Raw genomic sequence first — 19,887 nt, 5'->3', positions numbered from 1 at the left:
GAGAGGTTGATAATGAGTGGTACAAATATAAAAGATATTATTCGTTTTAAGAGTGAATTGTATTTTAATGGTGCTGTTCAAATAGATTGGTTTTATCAATTAGAAAAACAAGGCGAAGTTTCAAAAAGTTTTGTTTTTCATGGACCGCAATACTTCGGCGTTGGAGAAGAAGACGTTTCGTATAAATCCCACCGTTTAGTTGATACTGCATCTTTTGCAAATGTAATTGCCGATAAACTGTCTAATAATAATCAAGGTTCAAACTTTATTATGACAATTGCACCGTATGGTACAGGTAAATCACATTTAGCGGTGACACTTGCTACTTTATTTAGTAGTAAAAGTAAAAATAAAGATGCAATTTTAAGAAATCTAAAAATTGTAGATTCCAGTATCGGACAAGAAATTACCGAAAAAGTTTCTAAACCAAATGTTGTTTTAGTCCTTAATGGTATGAAGGATTTTAATCTAAACTATGAGATTCTAAATGCTACTCAAAAATTCTTAGATATGTATGAAGTTGATGCAAGCTTTTTAAAATCACTTACTAAGCAATATGAAATAGCAAGAAGTTTCGTAACAAATACATTTTCAAGTTTTAAAGAAGTATATATTCGTGTCGCAGGAAAAGAATTAGGTAAAGTTCCACAAGATTTACAACAGTATTTAATTCAAAATATTTTATATGAACCGAAAGTGTTTGAAGTTATTAATAATGTCTATGAACATGTTAATGGAACTCATATTAGATGGGATGAAGGAGTTTCAGCTGGGGATGTTTTATTGAAAATTTCTCAAACACTTTGCGGTGAAAGAGGAGCATTCGGAAAAGTTTTAGTTTTATTTGACGAGTTTGGAAGATATATCGAATATGCTTCGACATATCCTACAAGAGCAGGAGACTCGGCTTTACAACAAATTTATGAAGCTGTACAAGATAGTGAGGATACTATTGTATTTGTCGGATTCATTCAGTCTGACCTGAAAAGCTATTTAACCCGTGTAGAAAGAACATCTAATATTAGTAGATATGTTGGACGATACGAAGCCAGTGAAAAAATACATTTATCTTCAAACCTTGAAACTATTTTTGCAAATTTAATTGAAAGAATTGATAAAACTACTTTTGAATCATTGGTAGTTAATAAAATAAATAAAGAAGTTGAAGATACAAAGTGGAATGAATTACATGAGAAAATGTTAGCATGGTTACCTGCTGCAACTTCCTCTAGTGTTTGGAATAATTATGATCGCTTCAAAAAGGTTGTTTTAGAAGGGATATTCCCATTACATCCATTAACTACTTGGATGTTATCTAATCTATCTGCATGGTTACAGCAGCGTTCATCTTTAACGTTTTTAAAAGAGCAAATTGATAAATTTTCAGAAGAAAAAATCCATGAATTTGGAGATTTGCCAACTATACCAAGTATTTCAATAATACAATCGAGTTTTTTTAAAGAGTTGTTATCAGCTGAAGAAGACGGACGTCAACAAAGTGAATATTGTAGTTTATATAACCAAATTTTAATTAAATATGGTGATAAACTTAATCAGAAACTTCAAGACGTACTTGCAGCTAACCTAATATTAAGGATTGGTCGTTTTAAAACTATATCAAGAGAAGATGTAATATACGCACTTTCAATTGCATCAAATTTAACTGAAAAGGATATCAAAGAGTCCATTCATAGTTTAGAAAATGACTTTGGTGTATTAAGTTTTGATGATGTTGCAAATGTATATGACTTTGTTGCCGATGCTACAGGAGTAAATGATTTTAAAAGGTTGATTACAAGAAAAAAGGCAAAAATCGGTCTACAACTTGATCATTTATTAGAAGGTATAGTAACAAAGCTATTAGATTTTACGGATATAGAACCAGCCTTTTCAAAGCATAGGATGATTGCTACTAATGAATGGATGTTTACACAATCAGTTGCACATTTAAACGATATTAATAATCAGTACATTTTGAATATGAAAAAAGAGTGGGACTTAGCAACTGGACCAAAAGATGTAAAGGGGAAAATTGTATGGATATATTTACCGGAAAATACATCTCAGGAATCAATTGATAACTTGATTCAATTATATAGAAAACATCAATTGCATAATTCACCTATACTATTATTTTTATTAGATGATAAAGAAAAATTATTAAATGATGCAATATATGATTACCAAGTTTCTCAAACCTTCAATGAAGATGAGAAAATAAAATATGCTAGGTTTATTCCAGAATTCAATCAAAAAGTTGAAACACTTGTGATTGATCGATTTAATTCATTAGCTAAAGACAGACTAAAAATTTCAGAAGATGGTACTGTAAACATCCAAAAACGTCTTTTAAATTTTACAAACGAAGTATTTGAATCTTTATATGATAAAGTTGTTTCATTCCCATTTACTGGGTTTAAGAAAACACAGGGAAAAGCAAAACAAAATTTATCTAAAATTGCTAGAATTGTTCTTGGAGGATGTAATTACCAAGTTATTCAAGCTGAAACTACGGAAGTAAAAAATCGAATTGAAGAAGTACTATATGAAGGTAAATTAGGTTCATGGGGTGTTGTTAATACAAATTACCAACTAATATCACCTAGAAATCCAAAACTTCAAGTTATTTTTAATGAAATTGATAACCAATTACAAAATGGTCAGCTAAAGATTGAAAAATTATTTTTAACCTATCAAAAACCACCATACGGGATAAATGACTATTCATTATCACTAATACTTGCTGTTTATTTTGTACAAAGGAAATTAGAAACAAGGGTTCAGCTAAAAGGAACTCGACTTCGATTAGAAGAATGGGCAAATCAAATTTTTAAAGATAAAGAAGTAAATATTAAGGACTTATTAGAAACAGAAATTGTCGTAGTAAATCCGGACCAATCTGTCGGTAGATATTTAAAACTTATTGGTGCAGTCGAGCGTAACACTGATGTAAATGAGTGTGTAAGCTTAAATAAAGAATTTGAACAATTAAAATTAGAAGAAGACATACCGGAAGAGGTTGAAGATAAGGTTACTTACATGCAGTTTTTGCTTGAAGAAGGCATGAAATATTATTATAAGACCTTAAAACAAATAGGCAGTTTAAAGGAAGATATGTCAACAGTAAAAAAAGAAATTGACATGAAAAAAGTTTTCGACGTAATAAATCGATCACAATTAATCAGTGGCTATATAGAAGATTCTACTAAATATGTATATAATCAAGAACAAGTTGAAATAGCAAAGGGTTTAGTGAAAAACGGACACGAATTTGTTCAAAAAGAATTTTCTTCTTGGTTAATTAAATTAAAGTGTCAAAATTTAGGACAACTATCTAGATTTGAGAGTTGGGTAAAAATAATTATTACTGAATTAAATAAGCACAATTATTTAAAAGAAGCCCGTGCTCTTAAAGATAAACTAAATAAAATTACAGATGATTTAAAAGTAATACAACAGTTAGAAAATATGAATGATGTTGTTAAAGAATATGTGCGATCAAATAATCCATCGGCAAAAAGCGGTTTCGAAGAATTGAAGGAGATGGAGAAAAAAGGAAAAGAACTTATCGATTTTATATTAAATCATAAAGTTGAACGAAGTTATTTGGAGAGTTACTTAGAGTCTCTTCAAACGCATGTAGATAAAATTAAAGCAATGTTGTCTCATCTTGAAACTGAACTAATGAATTTTTATGATGCTGTTTTTGACTTGAAAGACATTAAGGATTGTGAATCAATATTAAAAAGTGCTAAATGGCTATTAACTAAAGATTTAAAAGTTGAGGATGTAGAAGCAATAGAATCAACGGCAAATGAGCTTCAAAATTTTATGAATGAAATTGAAAAATTAAAAGCTTATAATAACAGCCGTACTCTATTAGGACAAGAAATAGAAGGTTTGGAAAAAAATTGGATTGATATAGAATCTGATATTGATTTTTCTATCATAATTAATAATTTTAAAGAAGAACAAGAAAAACAATTGAATGAATTAACAAAAAAATGGTCAGACAGATATCTAACATCAATTTCTGAAGTGTTATCATGGGATGCCAATAAATGTATCAGACGTTTGAAAGAAATTGAATATTTCCCTGAATATTTAGATAATTTTACGATAATTCAAGCTGAAAAACTTCAACAAGACATTCAGGTTCGCCTAAATGATATAAAAGTAGATGCGGTTTACGAGATGTTTAATGCATTAGATGAAGAGCAACAAAAGATTTGTATGGAAAAAATTTCTCAACTAATGAAGGTATAAAGACAATGTATAATAAAATTACATCTAGTCATGTACTAGATGTAATTTTTATTTATTGTTTAAGTTATTTCTTTTGTTCAAGTTAATTTAAATAGTATATAATATTCATTGGAAGACTTCTTCCAAAGGGAATTATTTTCGAAAGGATGTATGAATGTGGCCTATGCACAACATCAGAGTTTTTACTTACGTGATAAATGGACGAGTAAAGGACTAAAATTTTTAAAAGAAAATCCTAAATTCTTTCATGAAAAATTTGCATTTGAGCAAATCGGCTTAGGTAAAAATATGGTGCAGTCTTTGAAATTTTGGTTGCTTGCTATGAACCTAATTGAAGAAGATAAGAAGGAGAAAATCCATAATTTAACAAAATTAGGTGAGTTAGTTTTAAAACATGATCGTTTATTGTTAGTTCAGGATACGGCATCTATTTTACATTATCAATTAGTTAAAAATAAAGAAGACCGAGCAACAATATTTGATTGGTTTTTTAATATATATAATGAAACGATTGTCAAAAGAGACGATTTAGAAATCGCTTTTGAGGAATACGTACAAGCAGTTGAACAGAAAGAAATATCGGTAAAGTCACTAAAAAAGGACATTGATTGTCTAATTCAATTATATACAAAAGATATGAATGAATTTGATCCTGAAGATGTAATTTATAGTCCATTTAAAAAATTAAATCTTCTATCAGAACACAAAAAAGTAGTACGGAAAAGTAGCCCTGAAATTAAAAATATAGGCTTTACTGCTTTATATTATGTCCTTTTAAATTATGTACACTCCCATGAAATAAACACATTAAGTATAGATGAAATTATTAGTAAAAAATTTTTATGGGGTAGAGTTTTTAATTTGTCAAGAGGAGAAATTATTGAAGCTTTAAATCATTTGACAGTGCATAAAAAATATCCGATTCAATTTGTTCGTACGAATAATTTAGATAGTATTAAATTACCAGTAATCAGTCCTATTGAATTTTTAAAAGAGGAGTACGAAGAAATGGAGTTGGCAGTTAATGAGTTTTAAAACAAGCGTAAATATAAAGTTTGATATTGGTAAAGAAGAATTTTTAAACCGCTACTTACCAACACCTTCTCATGCTTCGGCTTTAATGGGACTTATACAGGGCTTCACAAAAGAAGCCAGTAGAGCTCATATTATAGTTGGACCTTACGGGACAGGAAAATCTTTATTAGCGACGATTGTTGGAGGTATTGTTTCAAATAAAGCAAGTATAGATTCAGTAGATATGTTAATAAAGAAATTTGAAAAAGTGGATGATTTAATAGCAGATGAATTAAGTACTTCAAAACATCTTTCAAGAAAATATTTGCCTATACTTCTTACAGGAAATGAAGGTAGATTTCGTCAAACTGTATTAACTAATATCCTAAGAGAATTAGCTAAACAAGGAATTAATATTAAATTGCCTGGTATGAGCTCAAAAATTCTAGAAACAATTCAGATGTGGAAAGCTGATTTTCCTTTTGCTTATAAACAATTTTTAGAAATATTAGATGCAGAAAATATGAGTTATGATAAATTTGTGGCGAATGTAGAATTTTTTGACGAAAGTACTATTCATTTTTTTGCTGAGACCTACCCAAAACTAACAGCTGGTGCTACATTTGTTATCGATTATAATACAAACTTTATTGGAAATTTAGAAGTAATAATTGATGTACTAGAAAAGAAAAATGTAGGCTTATTTTTAGTTTACGATGAATTTGGAAGATTTCTTCAAGGACTTGATGGAGACAAGATTAACGAGACGATGCAAGACTTACAAGATTTAGCGGAAATCACTAATCGTTCAAATCTTCTTCATGTTTTATTGATTACTCACAAGAGTTTAAGACAGTATTTTGGTTTATATAATGAAGAAGTGGCAAAAGAATTTCAACGAATTGAAAAGCGTTTTTCTCAATACTATATTCAAAGTGATGCTACTACGTTTAATAGAATTGCCCAACAAATTGTTATAGAAAATCGTAGTGAAAAAGTATCAATTACAGAAAATATTTATGATTTTATTATAAAGGGATTGAGAAAGTATCCGCTTTTTCCTAGTATGAACCAGACTGAAAAGGAAGAAATAATTGCTAAAGGTATGTTCCCTTTACATCCCGTGTCATTGTTCATGCTCCCAAGCCTATCAAGTGTATTTGGACAAAATGAACGAACATTATTTACTTTTTTAGAAAGCAATGAAACTGGTGGATTAAATAATCATATGAAAAAAAATGATACATTGTTTTTCCCACATCAACTTTTCGACTATTTCTTCCCAGAAATAGAAACGGTAGATATGGATGAGACCTTCGTAGAATATATGACAATTTATAAAAAAGTTATAAATAAAATTCCTCCAGAGTTTTTTAGTAATCTAAATGTAGTAAATTTAATAAAGTTAATCACAATATGGAATATAGGTGGTTTACAAAAGGAAGTAAGGTTAGATACGGAATTTCTTTCTTATTGTATGCATATCGAACCAAAGAAACTAAGTCATCTATTGAATGAATTAAGTCAAATTAAAGTTGTAAGATTCAATGTAATCAATGGTTATTGGGAATTATTTTTAGGTAGTGCAATTAATATTTCTAATGTTGTAAATGAACAAAAACAGTTTACTGTAATAAATGTTCAAAAAAAATTAGAAATTTTAAAGAGTGGTTTTAATAAAAAGTACGTTTTTGCCAACGACTATAATGATGAAAAGAGTATGACAAGGTTTGCTAATATCGAATTTGTAATTGCGTCTGATATTTTAGAAAATAAGTTGGAATTAACAACTACAAATGAATCTGACTTTACAATTTACTATATATTTACTGATAATCAAAATCAAAAACAAGAGTTAATGCCAATAATAAAAACTCTAAAAAACGATTGTGTATTTATTGCATTATTTAATAAACAAATATCAGAAATAGAACAGTTTATCTATGAAAAAGTGATTTATCAAGACTTAATGAATGATGCGGAATTTGTAAAACAAGATATTCACCTAAAAGAAGAATTAGAGATTCTGGATCAAGAAATAACTTATCAAATTAAAAGTTTTTTAAAAGGCTTAAATAACTTTAATTCAGAGATTGAATGGTATTACAAAGGTGAAGAAATCAACGTAAGAAGCGAGTATCAATTAAGTAATCATTTATCTAAAAATGCATTTATTATTTATGGAAATACACCAATTATTAATAATGATAATTTTAATAAGAGAAATATTTCAAATCAACAGAAGAACGCTGGAATTAAGGTTGTTGATTCATTAATTAATAATTATCGTGATGATGATTTTGGAATTTCAGGAACTGGGCCAGATTATTTAATTTATGCTACGGTCTTTAAAAATAACGGAAGTCTAAATAAAAATGTAAATGAAATGAATTTTACTGAAATTACTAATGAATCATATAAATTAATAAGAGAATCTTTAATTAATTTATTAGAAAATAATTCGAAGGGTTCATTACGGGAAATAATAGACATTTTTACTAAACGTCCATTTTCAATTAGAAAGCCTTTAGTCCCTATTTTATTAGTTTCTCTTTTAAGAGATCGTTGGGATGATCTAATGTTTTATAATAAAGATATGTTTATCCCAGGAATTGATGGTGATAAACTTTATCAAATGGTACAAGCTCCAGGTGAGTACGAATACGTGTATTATCATTTGGATGAGAATTATATAGATTTCTTTAATATTATTGAAGAAATATTTAGTGAATATAAAAATCCACAGTTGGAAGGTAAGCCAAGACTTATTGTTTTATGTGCTGCCATGAATAGTTGGTTAAAGAAATTACCAAGAATTACACAATTATCCTCACTTGTAAATAAAAAATTTAAATGGTTACGTTCTATAATTCGAAAAACCGAAATTTCTCCACAAGCAAGTATGCAAACTTTATTTGATGAATTTTATGCTAAAGATAAAATACAAACTCTAGTAAAATTAGTGAAGTATGGTAACAAATACTTAAGTGACTTTGAAAATCGTGTAAAGGATGATATTAGAGAAATTACTAATATAAACGATTTAACTGGTTTAAAAGGTTGGGCAGAGGAGCAATCGGATTATAACAAAAAAAATAATAAACTTGTTAATGCACTTTTGAAAACTTCAGAAATTGGTGAATGGATAAACAAGTTTACTTATTACTATGTTGGTGTTAACATTAAAGACTGGTCTGATTCAACACATGACCTATTTAAAAAACAATTAAATTATGACTTTACACATTTAAATGACAAGGTTGAAAATGATATTTCTATTGTTACTTTAAAAATAGAAGACCAAACAAAAGTAATTAAGCGTGTAAATCTATCAACAAAAGCACAAATGATATATAACAATGTACAAAGAATGATGACTAATGCAGGTCGTAACGTTCCTCGTGAGGAAATTGAAAATATGGTATATAAATTGATTGAAGAATTTGTGGAGTAGGGGGACGAAAAAAATGACGGAACGTAAGCCAGTCCATGTAATAATGTTTAGCGGTGGTGCTGCTAGTGCATATATTGCTTATCAAACAGTTAATACTTATGGAAAAGAAAATTGCAAATTATTTTTTACCAATACATTATGGGAAGATGAAGACAACTATCGTTTTATGAATGAAGTTTCCGAATATATTGGTATTGATATTACCGAAAGAATTGACGGACGAACGCCAGAAGAAGTTTTTTATGATTATCGTTTCTTAGGAAATGCTCGCATGGCAAAGTGTTCAGAAGAATTAAAAGTACGTCAAACTCTTATATATTTAGAAGAGTTAAGAGATGAACATAATTTAGAACCAATATTATATTTTGGAATTGGTCCGCATGAAAAACATCGTGCTGAAAATTTAACGAGTTTTTATGAACATTGGCCTTTAGAACCTGTTCAAACTCGTTTTCCTATGATTGATACATTCCGAGAGGATTTAGATGTAAAAGGTATTATTCAAAATGATTGGGGAATTAAATTACCTAGAATGTATACTATAGCAGAAGAGCTTCGTCCAGACTTAGCAGGGTTAGGATTTAAAGGATTCTCACATGCAAACTGCGGTGGACGTTGTGTACGAGGTGGTTTTCAACATTATGCAATGCTTTTTGCTGTATGGCCTGAGCGTTACAAAGAACAGGAAGAAATGGAAGAAAACTTCCGCAAACATTTTGAAAAAAATGTTTCTATGATGAAAAAAGATGGAAAACCATATACTTTAAAGCAGTATCGTGAGGTTTTAGAACGAGAAGGAGTTCAAAAATATCTTTTTAAAGAAGATGCGGGAATTCCATGTGTATGTTCATTTTCTTAATATTAAAAAAAGCATTTCATATTTGTGAATATGAAATGCTTTTTTTAGAAAATGAAATATAAAAGTTATTTGCATAGGAGCAAGTATATGAAGGCTTTTAGAATGTTGAAAGGTTTAACATGTGAAAGTATTGCAAGGTGCTTGAACGATTAAGAATTTAAATAAATTATAAATCAATAAAACAGTTTAAAGTTAATGATTTATATTTCCATTCCAAATCTATTTTTAGAATTGCTTTTTTGTTGAGGTAGTTATTTTCTTGAATTACTGTTTAATTTTAAAAAAATTATAAAAAATTAATATTACTCTGAAACCTGTTCAATTTTTTGAACAGGTTTTTTATATTTTTTACTAAAAACACCAATTCACCAAATAGAACCAATAATTTCATTTACCCACTCAAATTTCTGACTATCCCATCAGTTAAGATAAATCCAGATTCAATTAAACCAAAAACTGAAGGAGGAATTCATATGAAAAAAATTACTTATTTATTATTAGCACTTCTAATTACTCTACAAGCCGGCTGTTCATCTAACAATCAGGAAAAGGAAACATCAAAAAGTCCAAAATCAAAGGAAGAATCAGTAGCCGTCGATAAAGGTCTATTCAATGTAAAACTCACGTTACCAGCTTCAATGTTTGAGGGTGACGACATCAATAAAGTCATTGCTAATGCAGAAAAAGAAGGAATCAAAGTTACTAAAAACAGCGATGGATCACTGACTTATAAAATGTCTAAATCTCAACACAAGAAAATAATGAAAGGATTAAGAGAGGAAGTCATTAAAACAGTCAATGAAACAAAAGAGAGTAAAGATTTTGCTTCGCTAAAGGATATTACTTACAACAATGATTTTTCAGAGTTTACTTTGATTGTAGACAAAGCAGCCTATGAAAATAGCATGGATGGTCTTGCTGCATTTACATTTGGGATGTCTGGAATGATGTATCAGCTTTATAACGGGGTAGATCCAGATGAGTATAAAGTTACCATTTTAGTAAAAGATCAAGCTACTCAAAAAGAAATCGATAAAATTATTTACCCAGATGCGCTTAATGATAAATAACTCGAAAATTTCATTAGTCTAACAAAAAAATTAAAAGTGAGGTTAAAAAAATGAACAGAAAATATTCAAAGGTAGTAAGTTTATTAGGAACAATTTTATTAACAATTTCGTTATTATCAGCATGTGGGCAAGACACAAAAGATGTGACTGTAAAAGAAGACTCTCCAAAAAAAGAAGAAGTAAAAACAACTAAAAAAGAAGATAAACCAAAACAATCCAAACTTGGTTCAAGAACGAATCCAGTTCCATTTAAGAAAACTGCTACTGTTGATGACGAATTATATAATGATAATGGGGATTCATTTCCAATTAAGTTTGACTTAACGGTAGAAGAAGTGGTGCGCGGAGATGCTGCATATGCTAAGTTAAAAAGTATGAATGAATTTAATGATCCTGCGCCAGTCGGTTATGAATGGATATTAACTAAGGTAAAAGTTAAATTTGTAAAATCAGCTACTGAAGATTTAGCATTTAATATTGATGGAATTATGAATTTTAAAGTAGTAAGTGAAAGTGGAGATATTTATAGTGGGGATGTATATGGAACAACGGATCCTGAATTTAGCTATGAAATGTATGTAGGGAATGAAAAAGAAGGCTACATTGCTAATTTAGTAAAAACCGGGGAAAAAGCGCAATTACGATATGAAGAATTCATTGGAGGTCAAGTATTCTTTAATTTGCAATAATACCCATATTCATCTAAAAATGTTAATGATAAGAACGAAATGATATACTAATAAAGAAGTGTGTACAGCAAAGTCTGTGCACATTTTTTCTTTTATATCGACAGACCATCAACAACATTTGGAGAAATACTATTCTCAAACAAAATGATGATCTAGCGAGAAAAACTCTAAATTCCAAAAACGGTGGAGTCCTAGTTCTAAGTTACAACGTTCCAGACAACATTCTACACTGGAAAATTGATTAGAGGTAATAAAATTAGTGAATAATCCCTAAATTAATCTGGTTAATTTTTACTAAAATAACAGGATTTTCTATGATAAAATTATAAATAGATTAAGATAAATGTGAAATACAACTTGTTTCTTAGCAAACTATTAAACACATTTATTTGCTGGAAACTTTATAAAATAGGTAGCATTTATTACAAAAAATAGATAGGAGTTATTAAAGATGAAAAAACTTGTTATTGGTATTCTTACAATTGGACTTATCCAAAGTTATTCAATGATTTCAACTGATGATGCTAGTGCAGCTGTGAAAAAATTTAAAAACTGCACCGAATTGAACAAAACATACAAGGGTGGAGTTGCCCGTAGTTCATCCGTTAAAAATAAAGGCGGTAAAACTAAATATAAACCATTTGCATCAAAAGCTCTATATGACGCTAACCAAAAAATGGATCGAGATCATGATTATATAGCGTGTGAAAAATAAGTTTTAGAAGTTTAAAAAAGATAGTTCCTAGGAAGGACTTATTTCAGAATGTTAGCAAACCTGATTTTTATCGAGTTTGTTTATTGTAACCCATACTATATTTAAGTATCAATGCAATCTTCAAAATTTTTGAAGACTGCATTTTTTATTTCTTAATTCTTCAATTTATGATCACATTTGTAGTGAATTTAATAGAATTTAATATGTTAATATTTTCACAAGTTATTAAATTTTACTTATTATTTAATTACTTACTAAAAAGGAGTGAGACTTTTGAAGAAAAACTGTTATTTTATTCAACTTGAATTAAATTGTAAAAATCATTTGACTCTTGATATAAATGAAGGTAGAGAGATTTTCCACCTATCAGAATAAAATTATGGAAAGAAATGTTTTTGGTCAAGAAGTTTCTGTCTGCTAACAACAGGCTGCAATAGATACCATTAAGAAATACATTGAAAATCTAGGTCAAAAGTGAGGTGGATTGATATGGCAAAGCACAATAAAGCATATAAGTTTCGATTATACCCAACTGACGAACAAGCATTTCTTATGCGAAAAACTTTTGGTTGTGTGAGATTCGTCTACAACATAATGTTGGCAGAACGAAAAGAAACATATGAGAAATTCAAAGATGATCAGGAACAACTTAAGAAAAAAAAGTTTCCAACTCCTGCAAAATACAAAGCAGAATTTGAATGGTTAAAAGAAGTTGATTCTTTAGCCCTGGCAAATGCCCAACTAAATTTACAAACTGCATATAAGAATTTTTTTAGTGGTCACAATGATTTTCCTACATTCAAGAACAAAAAAGGTAGAAATTCATATACAACCAATCTCGTAAACGGAAACATACTGTTATTTGCTCGCCATATCAAATTACCAAAGCTAAAAATGGTACGAATCAGACAACATAGAAAAATCCCACCAGACCATATAATCAAGTCATGCACGATCTCCATGACAACTACTGGTAAATACTATGTTTCTATTTTGACTGAATACGAAAAAGAAATTGTACAAAAAGAAGTGAAAAACGTTATTGGATTAGACTTTGCGATGGCTGAATTATATGTGAGTAGCGAGAATGAGAGAGCCAATTATTCTCGCTACTATCGTGTTATGTCAGAAAAATTAGCAAAAGCACAATGCATTTTGTCTAAGCGTAAAAAAGGTTCTGCACGTTGGAATAAGCAACGTCTAGTAGTGGCTCAGCTTCATGAGAAAGTAGCGAACCAACGCAAAGATTTCCTTCACCATAAGTCAAAAGAATTAGCTTCTAACTTTGATGCAGTCGTGATTGAGGACTTGAACATGAAAGGAATGTCTCAAGCCCTTCACTTTGGTAAAAGCGTTCACGACAATGGGTGGGGTATGTTCACTACTTTCTTAGCTTACAAATTAAAAGAACAAGGAAAACAGCTTGTGAAAATTGATAAGTGGTTTCCTTCCACTAAGAAGTGTTCTTGTTGTGGTTCTGAAAAACTGATGAAACTATCTGAACGCACCTACCATTGTTCATGCGGTTATACGATAGATCGTGACTACAATTCAGCACTCAATATCAAAAATGAAGGCATTTGCCTATTATTAGCACAGAAGCAAAAACTCTTGGAACAAGAGGGTTAGCTCGGTCAGTTTTTGTTGGCTTGTAAAAGCAACAATAAGTCGAGAAGCCCCCACTTCAAGTAGACAGGAAGGTTAACTAGTGGTGGGTAGTTCACAAGACTGGGATGATGATCGAAATCTTGTTTTTGTAAGAATTTATACTTTTGATAGTATAACAGAGAAAAAAATAGATTCATTAATAGAACTTGCCATTAAATCATCTATCACAAGATTAATAAATAACAACTTAATGATGTGGAAGAGAGATGGCTTCTCTGCTATATCCAAGAAGTCTTCGCTATTTTCTTGTAGTTATGTTTCATGGAATACCTACATTACGTAAATGTTCGGGAGAATAATAATGATATTAACAGTCTTAGTTTTAATTTTATTACTAATTCTAGGGAATCTATTATTTAAACTAATCCCCTGGAAGTATATTACTGTACTATTTGGAATTATTGTATTGCTATTAGTAGGTTTTTTCATTGTTGAGCGTACTTCTATTTTAGTAAAAAATAGACTACTAGAAAGTACTTCACTAAAAAATGAAGGAATGAATGAAATTATGATTGATAAACAAGTTACACCTGAACTATTGGTAGATCTAAAAAGTAAATATGGTAGAACAGTTAAACACACAGATATTGTAGTAATACTTCCTATTGAAAATGATAGAAACTATCAATTTAAGAAACTATATATAGGAACTAAAAACAATAAAATTAATAGTATTGTTTCTGAAGATCCTAAACTAAAAACTAATAAAGGGATTGGAAAAGGAGATGATATAGCTACTATTATAGATAAGTACGGTAATAACTACATTCACTCGTTTGAAGAAATTGGAGAAACGATAACGTATCTTGATAAAGAGAGAAATGTTAAAATGACTTTCATTATATATAAAGAGAAAGTATTACAAACTATTCTAACTAAGTATTAAGTCAAGGAGATTTACTATGCCTATTTCAATTATTATTATTTTAATGTTTCTTTTTTCATTATTTTCTTTATTTATTGGTTTAATGAGAAAACAAAAATATATTATAATTATTTCAAGTATACTATTACTTATATCATTAGGATTAGGAGCATTTATAATCGTATTAATCGGAAGAATGTAATTGATGAAATCATTAAAGATATGTAAAATCCTCCTATATAAGATTCATTTAAGAGGGGGATTTTTTTATTTCCTTCTATCGAGTGAATTTAATTATTTTTAAATTTTAAAAAATCCGGCCCAATAAATGAACCGGATTTCTCATGACTGCTTAATCTCCAACCTACGTGCAACCAACGACAAAACATAATTAACAATAAAATACATCAACGAAACCATCACCATAACAGGGATCACATACGATTCCTTCTGCGCATAAATAATCTGTCCATTATGCAATAAATCCGGTAACGCAATAACAACAGCTAAACACGTATCTTTAAGTAAAGAAATAAACTGACTAACAAGCGGCGGAACCATTCGTCTCAATGCTTGGGGCAGAACGATGTGACGCAATGTCTGGATATAATTCAGTCCAGATGCACGTGCTGCTTCGATCTGTCCTTTTTCAATCGAGTTTAAGCCACTTCGAATAATTTCTGATATCATTGCTGATTCAAAAACCGTCAATGCTGCGATTGTGGCTGTGATTATTTTCATTTCAATCCCGATTTCCGGTAGAGCAAAATAAGTAAAGAAAATAATCAGTAACAAAGGCAGATTTCGAATCGTCTCAACAATCACTGTAAGGATTTGCGTAACAACAGGAATCTTCGTATATCTAAGCGTTCCAATAAGTCCACCAATAATGAAACTTAGTACAATTGAAATGGCAGCGACCTTAAGGGTGACCCAAAATCCTTCTAGCAAAAACTTGATATGATCTAGTGTGTATACATCAGCGAACGGCTGCAGAAAATCCATTCATCCACCTCCTTAATTAGTTCTAGCCAAGCGTTTTTCTAAATATCCTACTCCGATACTTAAAGGAATCGTTAAAACTAAGTAAAATAAGGCTACGAAAATATAAGTATCAAATGTTACGTAAGTCATTGCAGAGATTAGGTCGCCTTGATACATTAAATCTCCACCAGCTACGACTGCTAATAAAGATGAGTTTTTTACTAGATTTAGAAATTGGTTGCCAAGGGGAGGGATTACGATTTTGATCGCCTGGGGAAGTATAATTAATCTCATTGCCTGTCCGTAACTTAAACCTGTCGAGCGGGCGGCTTCCATTTGTCCTTTTGGAACAGAGAGGATGCCTGCACGGATTGCTTCGGATATGAAGGCTGCTGTATAGATGGTCAGTCCGATTGTTCCTGCGATCATCCCACTAAAGCTTCCAGCTAAGTAAGTGAAAAACACGATCACGAGTACTGGGATGTTACGGATAAATTCAACATAAACCGAGCCTAACCAGTTAAGTGGTTTAATTGGAGCAATTCGCATAACAGCAATGATGGTTCCTAAAATAAAGCTACATAATAAAGCGATTAAACTAGTTAAAATGGTGACTCGCAATCCTTCTAAAAAATATTCCATATGTTCTGTTAGTATCGAGAAATCAATCAAAGGATTTCCTCCTAATTAGTAGGAAAAGCAGGTCCGTAAAATTACGGACTCTGCAGATCCAATCATTAATTTTTAATCCATTTATTTTTAATTTCATCGTATTTACCTGAATCTTTCAGGTTTTTTAATGCTTTATTTAATGCATCTACAAGCTCCTTATTTCCTTTTTTTACAGCGATTCCATAAGGCTCTTCTGTAAAAGTTCCACCTACTAATTCAAATGTAGGATCTTCTTCTTTCATTCCATAAAGGATTGAATCATCAGTTGTTAAGGCATCACCTTTACCAGCTTTTAAAGCTGTGAAAGCTTCAGCATAGTTTTCGAATTCAAGTACTGTTGTTTCAGGAGCTTTCTGACGAATATTTACAGCAGATGTAGACCCTTTAACAGCAAGTACCTTTGTCCCTTTTTTCAAGTCAGCAAGTCCGTGAACTTTACTGCCTTTTTTCACAAGTAAAGATTGTCCGGCATTAAAGTAAACATCCGTAAAATCTACTTCTTTTTTACGTTCTTCGTTAATGGTCATTGTTGCGACTACTGCATCAACTTTGCCATTATTTAAGAGGCCAACCCTCGTTTTTGACGTTACCTCTATGTACTCAGGTTTAACATCATCACCAAACATTTCTTTAGCAAGTGCTTTGGAAAGGTCAATATCAAATCCTTCTACTTTACCTGTTGATGGGTTTTTCAATCCAAATAAACGAGTGTCATATTTTACACCAAATACGATTTTCTTATCATCCTTAATGCGTGCAAGAGCATCTTTGCTTTTTGAATCATCCTTACTACCACAACCTGCAAGAACTAAGGCGGCTGTAGCTGAAACTAATGCCATTTTCATGAATTTTTTTAGAAACATTCCATTACCTCCCAATTAATGATTTAATATACGACTAAGAAATAAGCGAGCCCGTTCTTCACGTGGGTTCTCATAAAACTCAGCCGGAGTTGCTTCTTCTAATATGCGACCCTCGTCCATAAAGACGATTCGGTCGGCTACCTCTTTGGCAAAGCCCATCTCATGAGTCACGACAACCATCGTCATGCCTTCCTTAGCAAGAGTCTTCATAACATCTAGCACTTCACCAATCATCTCAGGATCAAGTGCTGAGGTAGGTTCATCAAAAAGCATAATATCCGGTTTCATCGCAAGCCCGCGAGCTATTGCTACACGTTGTTGCTGACCACCAGAAAGCTGGGAAGGATACGATTTCGCCTTCTCTAAAATGCCAACCTTCTCAAGAAAATGCTTGGCTATTTCATCAGCCTCTTCTCTAGATTGACCCAGCGCTTTCATAGGAGCTAGCGTAATATTTTCAAGCACAGTTTTGTGCGGATACAAATAAAAATGCTGAAAAACCATTCCAATATTTCGCCTTAACTTATTGAGATCTGTTTTTTTATCCCCAACAGAAATCCCACTAACCGTCAGTGTCCCGTCATTTATCGATTCCAGATGATTGATACAACGCAGCAAAGTACTCTTACCAGAACCAGACGGGCCAATCACAACAACAACTTCACCTTTATTAATTGTAAGATTAATATCTTTCAAGACTTGAAAATCGCCATAAAACTTATTTACATGTTTAAATTCAATCATTCCTGACCTCCTGTACAATTTTTTGAATATGTAAAGTGGAGAATTTTGGGAATCAATATTTAATGTGTATGCTTGTTTACATTTTATTATCACGCTAAATTAATATTTAGGCTTTTTGGACGGGGGCTTTTGTACTAAAAACCTATTAGCAAAGATACTATGAAAATAAAGAAGCAGTTCGTAAACTTTCACTAAAAAAATTCAATATTTTATCATAAATAGCATAATATTCTTCCAAATTACTAAGTTAAAATTTTCACATAAAACCAAGAGTTGTTAATTAGAAAAGGAGGATTTATTCATGACACAATATCATTATATTTCTTCACCAATGCGACTGAAAGAAGGTTCCTTTGGTGGCAATCCTATTTCTCCTAATGTTTATGCAAATGAACTAGATTTTACACATTTATATATCGAAAGTAATTATGATCAAGAGGAAAAAAGGATGTTTAGTTTCTCTAAACACTTCCAATATAAGCATCAAGTATGTATGATGTCTCAACAAGTTCCAATGAAAGGAGATAAACGGATTACTCCAGAAGGTGATAAATGTTTAAAGATTTTATATGAATACATTAAAAAAGCTGTTAATGAAAGTGGCGTAATAGAGTTATTTGCTTCATGGAATTCTGAGGAAGACTTACCAATTAGTCAAAAACGCGAAATTACACTAAGTGATATAAAAACTCCGAGGGACTTAATAATAGCTCAAAGGGAGTTTGTTACAATTTATAAGGACTATGCTGATGAATAAAATCAAACTAATAAAAGCTTCTCCATCTTAAAAAGTACCCTTTTGAGTAGACAGTTATTATAAGCTACTCTATAGGGTACTTTTCTAGTAAAAAACCATCATTTTTACTAATTAAATATGTTAAAATTAGATTAAGTTACATATTAAATACATCTTTTGAATTTTACTAATAAACGGAGGAATCCATGGAAAACCGTGAACGTTTTTATAAACTAATGAAACTATTAGAAAGTAAGACAGATATTGATCATGAGTTTACTTTTGATGAGATAAAAAAGAGATTAGCAGCAGGTGAAGAGGACTTTTCGTATAGTAAAAATACGTTTTTAAAAGATATATCGGTATTAGTGGATGTTGGTTTTGATGTAATTGAAAACGCTTCAGATGGTAAGGCAACTACATATAGTCATCAGGAAAGACTATTTGAATTACATGAACTCCGATTATTAGTCGATGCTGTTACAGCTTCAAGATTTTTAAACAAACAAGAAACAAAAAAGATCATTGATAAATTAAAAAAACTTACAAGTGAAAACGAAGCCAAAAAGCTTCATAATGGCATTATCCCAGATACAGCCATTAAAAGTGAAAGCAACCGAATTCACTTCTCAATCGATCAAATTCATCAAGCGATCGCCGAGAAAAAATTACTTACATTTCAATATGGCCGATATAATTTTAACAAAAAATTTGAATTAAGCCATGATGGAAAAGAATATACAGTAAAGCCACTCGCAGTAATTTGGTCAAATGATTACTATTACTTAATTACAAGAAATTTACCCGATGATCAGCTTAGACATTTCCGCGTAGACCGAATGAGAAAAGTTAAGAAAACGGAAGAGAAATTTCAAGATGAACGCTTTAACGTAGATGAATATTTAAGTACAGTTTTTAATATGTTTGCAGGAGAACCTGATTATGTAAAAATCAAGTTTAAAAAAGGCTTATTAAATGTAGTATTAGACCGATTTGGATTAAAGGCCAATATACAGCAAGTGGATGAGGACCATTTCATTTTAACGACTAAAGCTGCGATTAGTGATGGTTTGATTACTTGGATCTTAACATGGGGAAAGGATGCTCAGGTGATTAGTCCACCTTCAGTAATTGAGAAAGTTCAAGAGCAAATTTTTGAGATGAGTAAATTGTATAGTATGAATTTGCAACAATAAATTTTTACTAAAAAGAGGATCTTTTGGAGATGCTCTTTTTTTCAGTATAAAACCTTCATATTACGTTCAAAATTTCTTTGATTAATATGAGA

General features: G+C 30.7%; 16 protein-coding genes. 12 read left to right on the top strand and 4 right to left on the bottom strand.

Annotated elements, in window-relative coordinates; genetic code table 11:
- Nucleotides 1-12: 12 nt before the first annotated feature.
- The 10 genes from CN925_RS04475 (at nucleotide 13) to CN925_RS21200 (ending at nucleotide 14,802) form a co-directional block, all read left to right on the top strand.
- The gene (locus tag CN925_RS04475) at nucleotides 13-4,266 is read left to right on the top strand and encodes a hypothetical protein (protein ID WP_098845062.1); all 4,254 of its coding nucleotides are present in this window, start codon (nucleotides 13-15) and stop codon (nucleotides 4,264-4,266) included.
- 156 nt (nucleotides 4,267-4,422) lie between these two features.
- Entirely contained in the window at nucleotides 4,423-5,301 is an 879-nt protein-coding gene (locus CN925_RS04470) for a DUF4007 family protein (RefSeq protein WP_098845061.1), read from the top strand.
- The gene (locus CN925_RS04465; protein WP_098845060.1) at nucleotides 5,291-8,734 is read left to right on the top strand and encodes a hypothetical protein; all 3,444 of its coding nucleotides are present in this window, start codon (nucleotides 5,291-5,293) and stop codon (nucleotides 8,732-8,734) included. Before CN925_RS04470 ends, CN925_RS04465 begins: the two co-directional genes overlap by 11 nt.
- A gap of 13 nt (nucleotides 8,735-8,747) precedes the next feature.
- The gene (locus CN925_RS04460) at nucleotides 8,748-9,593 is read left to right on the top strand and encodes a hypothetical protein (protein ID WP_098845059.1); all 846 of its coding nucleotides are present in this window, start codon (nucleotides 8,748-8,750) and stop codon (nucleotides 9,591-9,593) included.
- 473 nt (nucleotides 9,594-10,066) lie between these two features.
- Nucleotides 10,067-10,663, top strand: a complete 597-nt coding sequence (locus CN925_RS04455) for a hypothetical protein (protein WP_098845058.1) — start codon at nucleotides 10,067-10,069, stop codon at nucleotides 10,661-10,663.
- 50 nt (nucleotides 10,664-10,713) lie between these two features.
- Nucleotides 10,714-11,352: a hypothetical protein gene (locus tag CN925_RS04450; RefSeq protein ID WP_098845057.1), complete on the top strand. Its 639-nt coding sequence runs from the start codon at nucleotides 10,714-10,716 to the stop codon at nucleotides 11,350-11,352.
- A 451-nt stretch (nucleotides 11,353-11,803) separates the two neighbouring features.
- Nucleotides 11,804-12,067, top strand: coding sequence for an excalibur calcium-binding domain-containing protein (locus CN925_RS04445; protein WP_098845056.1), 264 nt, complete (start codon nucleotides 11,804-11,806; stop codon nucleotides 12,065-12,067).
- Nucleotides 12,068-12,556: 489 nt separating this feature from the next.
- Nucleotides 12,557-13,696, top strand: a complete 1,140-nt coding sequence (locus CN925_RS04440) for an RNA-guided endonuclease TnpB family protein (protein WP_098845055.1) — start codon at nucleotides 12,557-12,559, stop codon at nucleotides 13,694-13,696.
- Between the two features lie 340 nt (nucleotides 13,697-14,036).
- Nucleotides 14,037-14,621 carry a hypothetical protein gene (locus tag CN925_RS04430; RefSeq protein ID WP_098845053.1) on the top strand — a complete coding sequence of 195 codons (585 nt, stop codon included), beginning with the start codon at nucleotides 14,037-14,039 and terminating at the stop codon, nucleotides 14,619-14,621.
- A 16-nt stretch (nucleotides 14,622-14,637) separates the two neighbouring features.
- Nucleotides 14,638-14,802, top strand: a complete 165-nt coding sequence (locus tag CN925_RS21200; protein ID WP_180232841.1) for a hypothetical protein — start codon at nucleotides 14,638-14,640, stop codon at nucleotides 14,800-14,802.
- A 140-nt stretch (nucleotides 14,803-14,942) separates the two neighbouring features.
- Here CN925_RS21200 and CN925_RS04425 read toward each other — a convergent pair whose 3' ends face one another.
- The 4 genes from CN925_RS04425 to CN925_RS04410 form a co-directional block, all read right to left on the bottom strand.
- On the bottom strand, nucleotides 14,943-15,605 hold the full coding sequence (locus CN925_RS04425; protein WP_098845052.1) for an amino acid ABC transporter permease: 663 nt from the start codon (nucleotides 15,603-15,605) through the stop codon (nucleotides 14,943-14,945).
- 12 nt (nucleotides 15,606-15,617) lie between these two features.
- The gene (locus CN925_RS04420; protein WP_098845051.1) at nucleotides 15,618-16,256 is read right to left on the bottom strand and encodes an amino acid ABC transporter permease; all 639 of its coding nucleotides are present in this window, start codon (nucleotides 16,254-16,256) and stop codon (nucleotides 15,618-15,620) included.
- A gap of 65 nt (nucleotides 16,257-16,321) precedes the next feature.
- A complete protein-coding gene (locus CN925_RS04415) occupies nucleotides 16,322-17,119 on the bottom strand; it encodes a transporter substrate-binding domain-containing protein (RefSeq protein ID WP_098845050.1) in 798 nt (265 codons plus the stop codon).
- A 15-nt stretch (nucleotides 17,120-17,134) separates the two neighbouring features.
- On the bottom strand, nucleotides 17,135-17,863 hold the full coding sequence (locus CN925_RS04410) for an amino acid ABC transporter ATP-binding protein (RefSeq protein ID WP_098845049.1): 729 nt from the start codon (nucleotides 17,861-17,863) through the stop codon (nucleotides 17,135-17,137).
- Nucleotides 17,864-18,164: 301 nt separating this feature from the next.
- Between CN925_RS04410 and CN925_RS04405 the strand changes: the two genes are divergently transcribed.
- Nucleotides 18,165-18,620 carry a hypothetical protein gene (locus tag CN925_RS04405; RefSeq protein WP_098845048.1) on the top strand — a complete coding sequence of 152 codons (456 nt, stop codon included), beginning with the start codon at nucleotides 18,165-18,167 and terminating at the stop codon, nucleotides 18,618-18,620.
- Nucleotides 18,621-18,805: 185 nt separating this feature from the next.
- Nucleotides 18,806-19,795, top strand: a complete 990-nt coding sequence (locus CN925_RS04400) for a helix-turn-helix transcriptional regulator (protein ID WP_098845047.1) — start codon at nucleotides 18,806-18,808, stop codon at nucleotides 19,793-19,795.
- The last annotated feature ends 92 nt before the right edge of the window (nucleotides 19,796-19,887 follow it).

Origin of the sequence: Bacillus sp. AFS055030 (assembly GCF_002574545.1) — a bacterium.
Taxonomy (GTDB): Bacteria; Bacillota; Bacilli; order Bacillales; family Bacillaceae_G; genus Gottfriedia.
The sequence above is the reverse complement of the archived record's forward strand: the minus strand, read 5'-3'. Positions and strand labels throughout refer to the sequence as shown.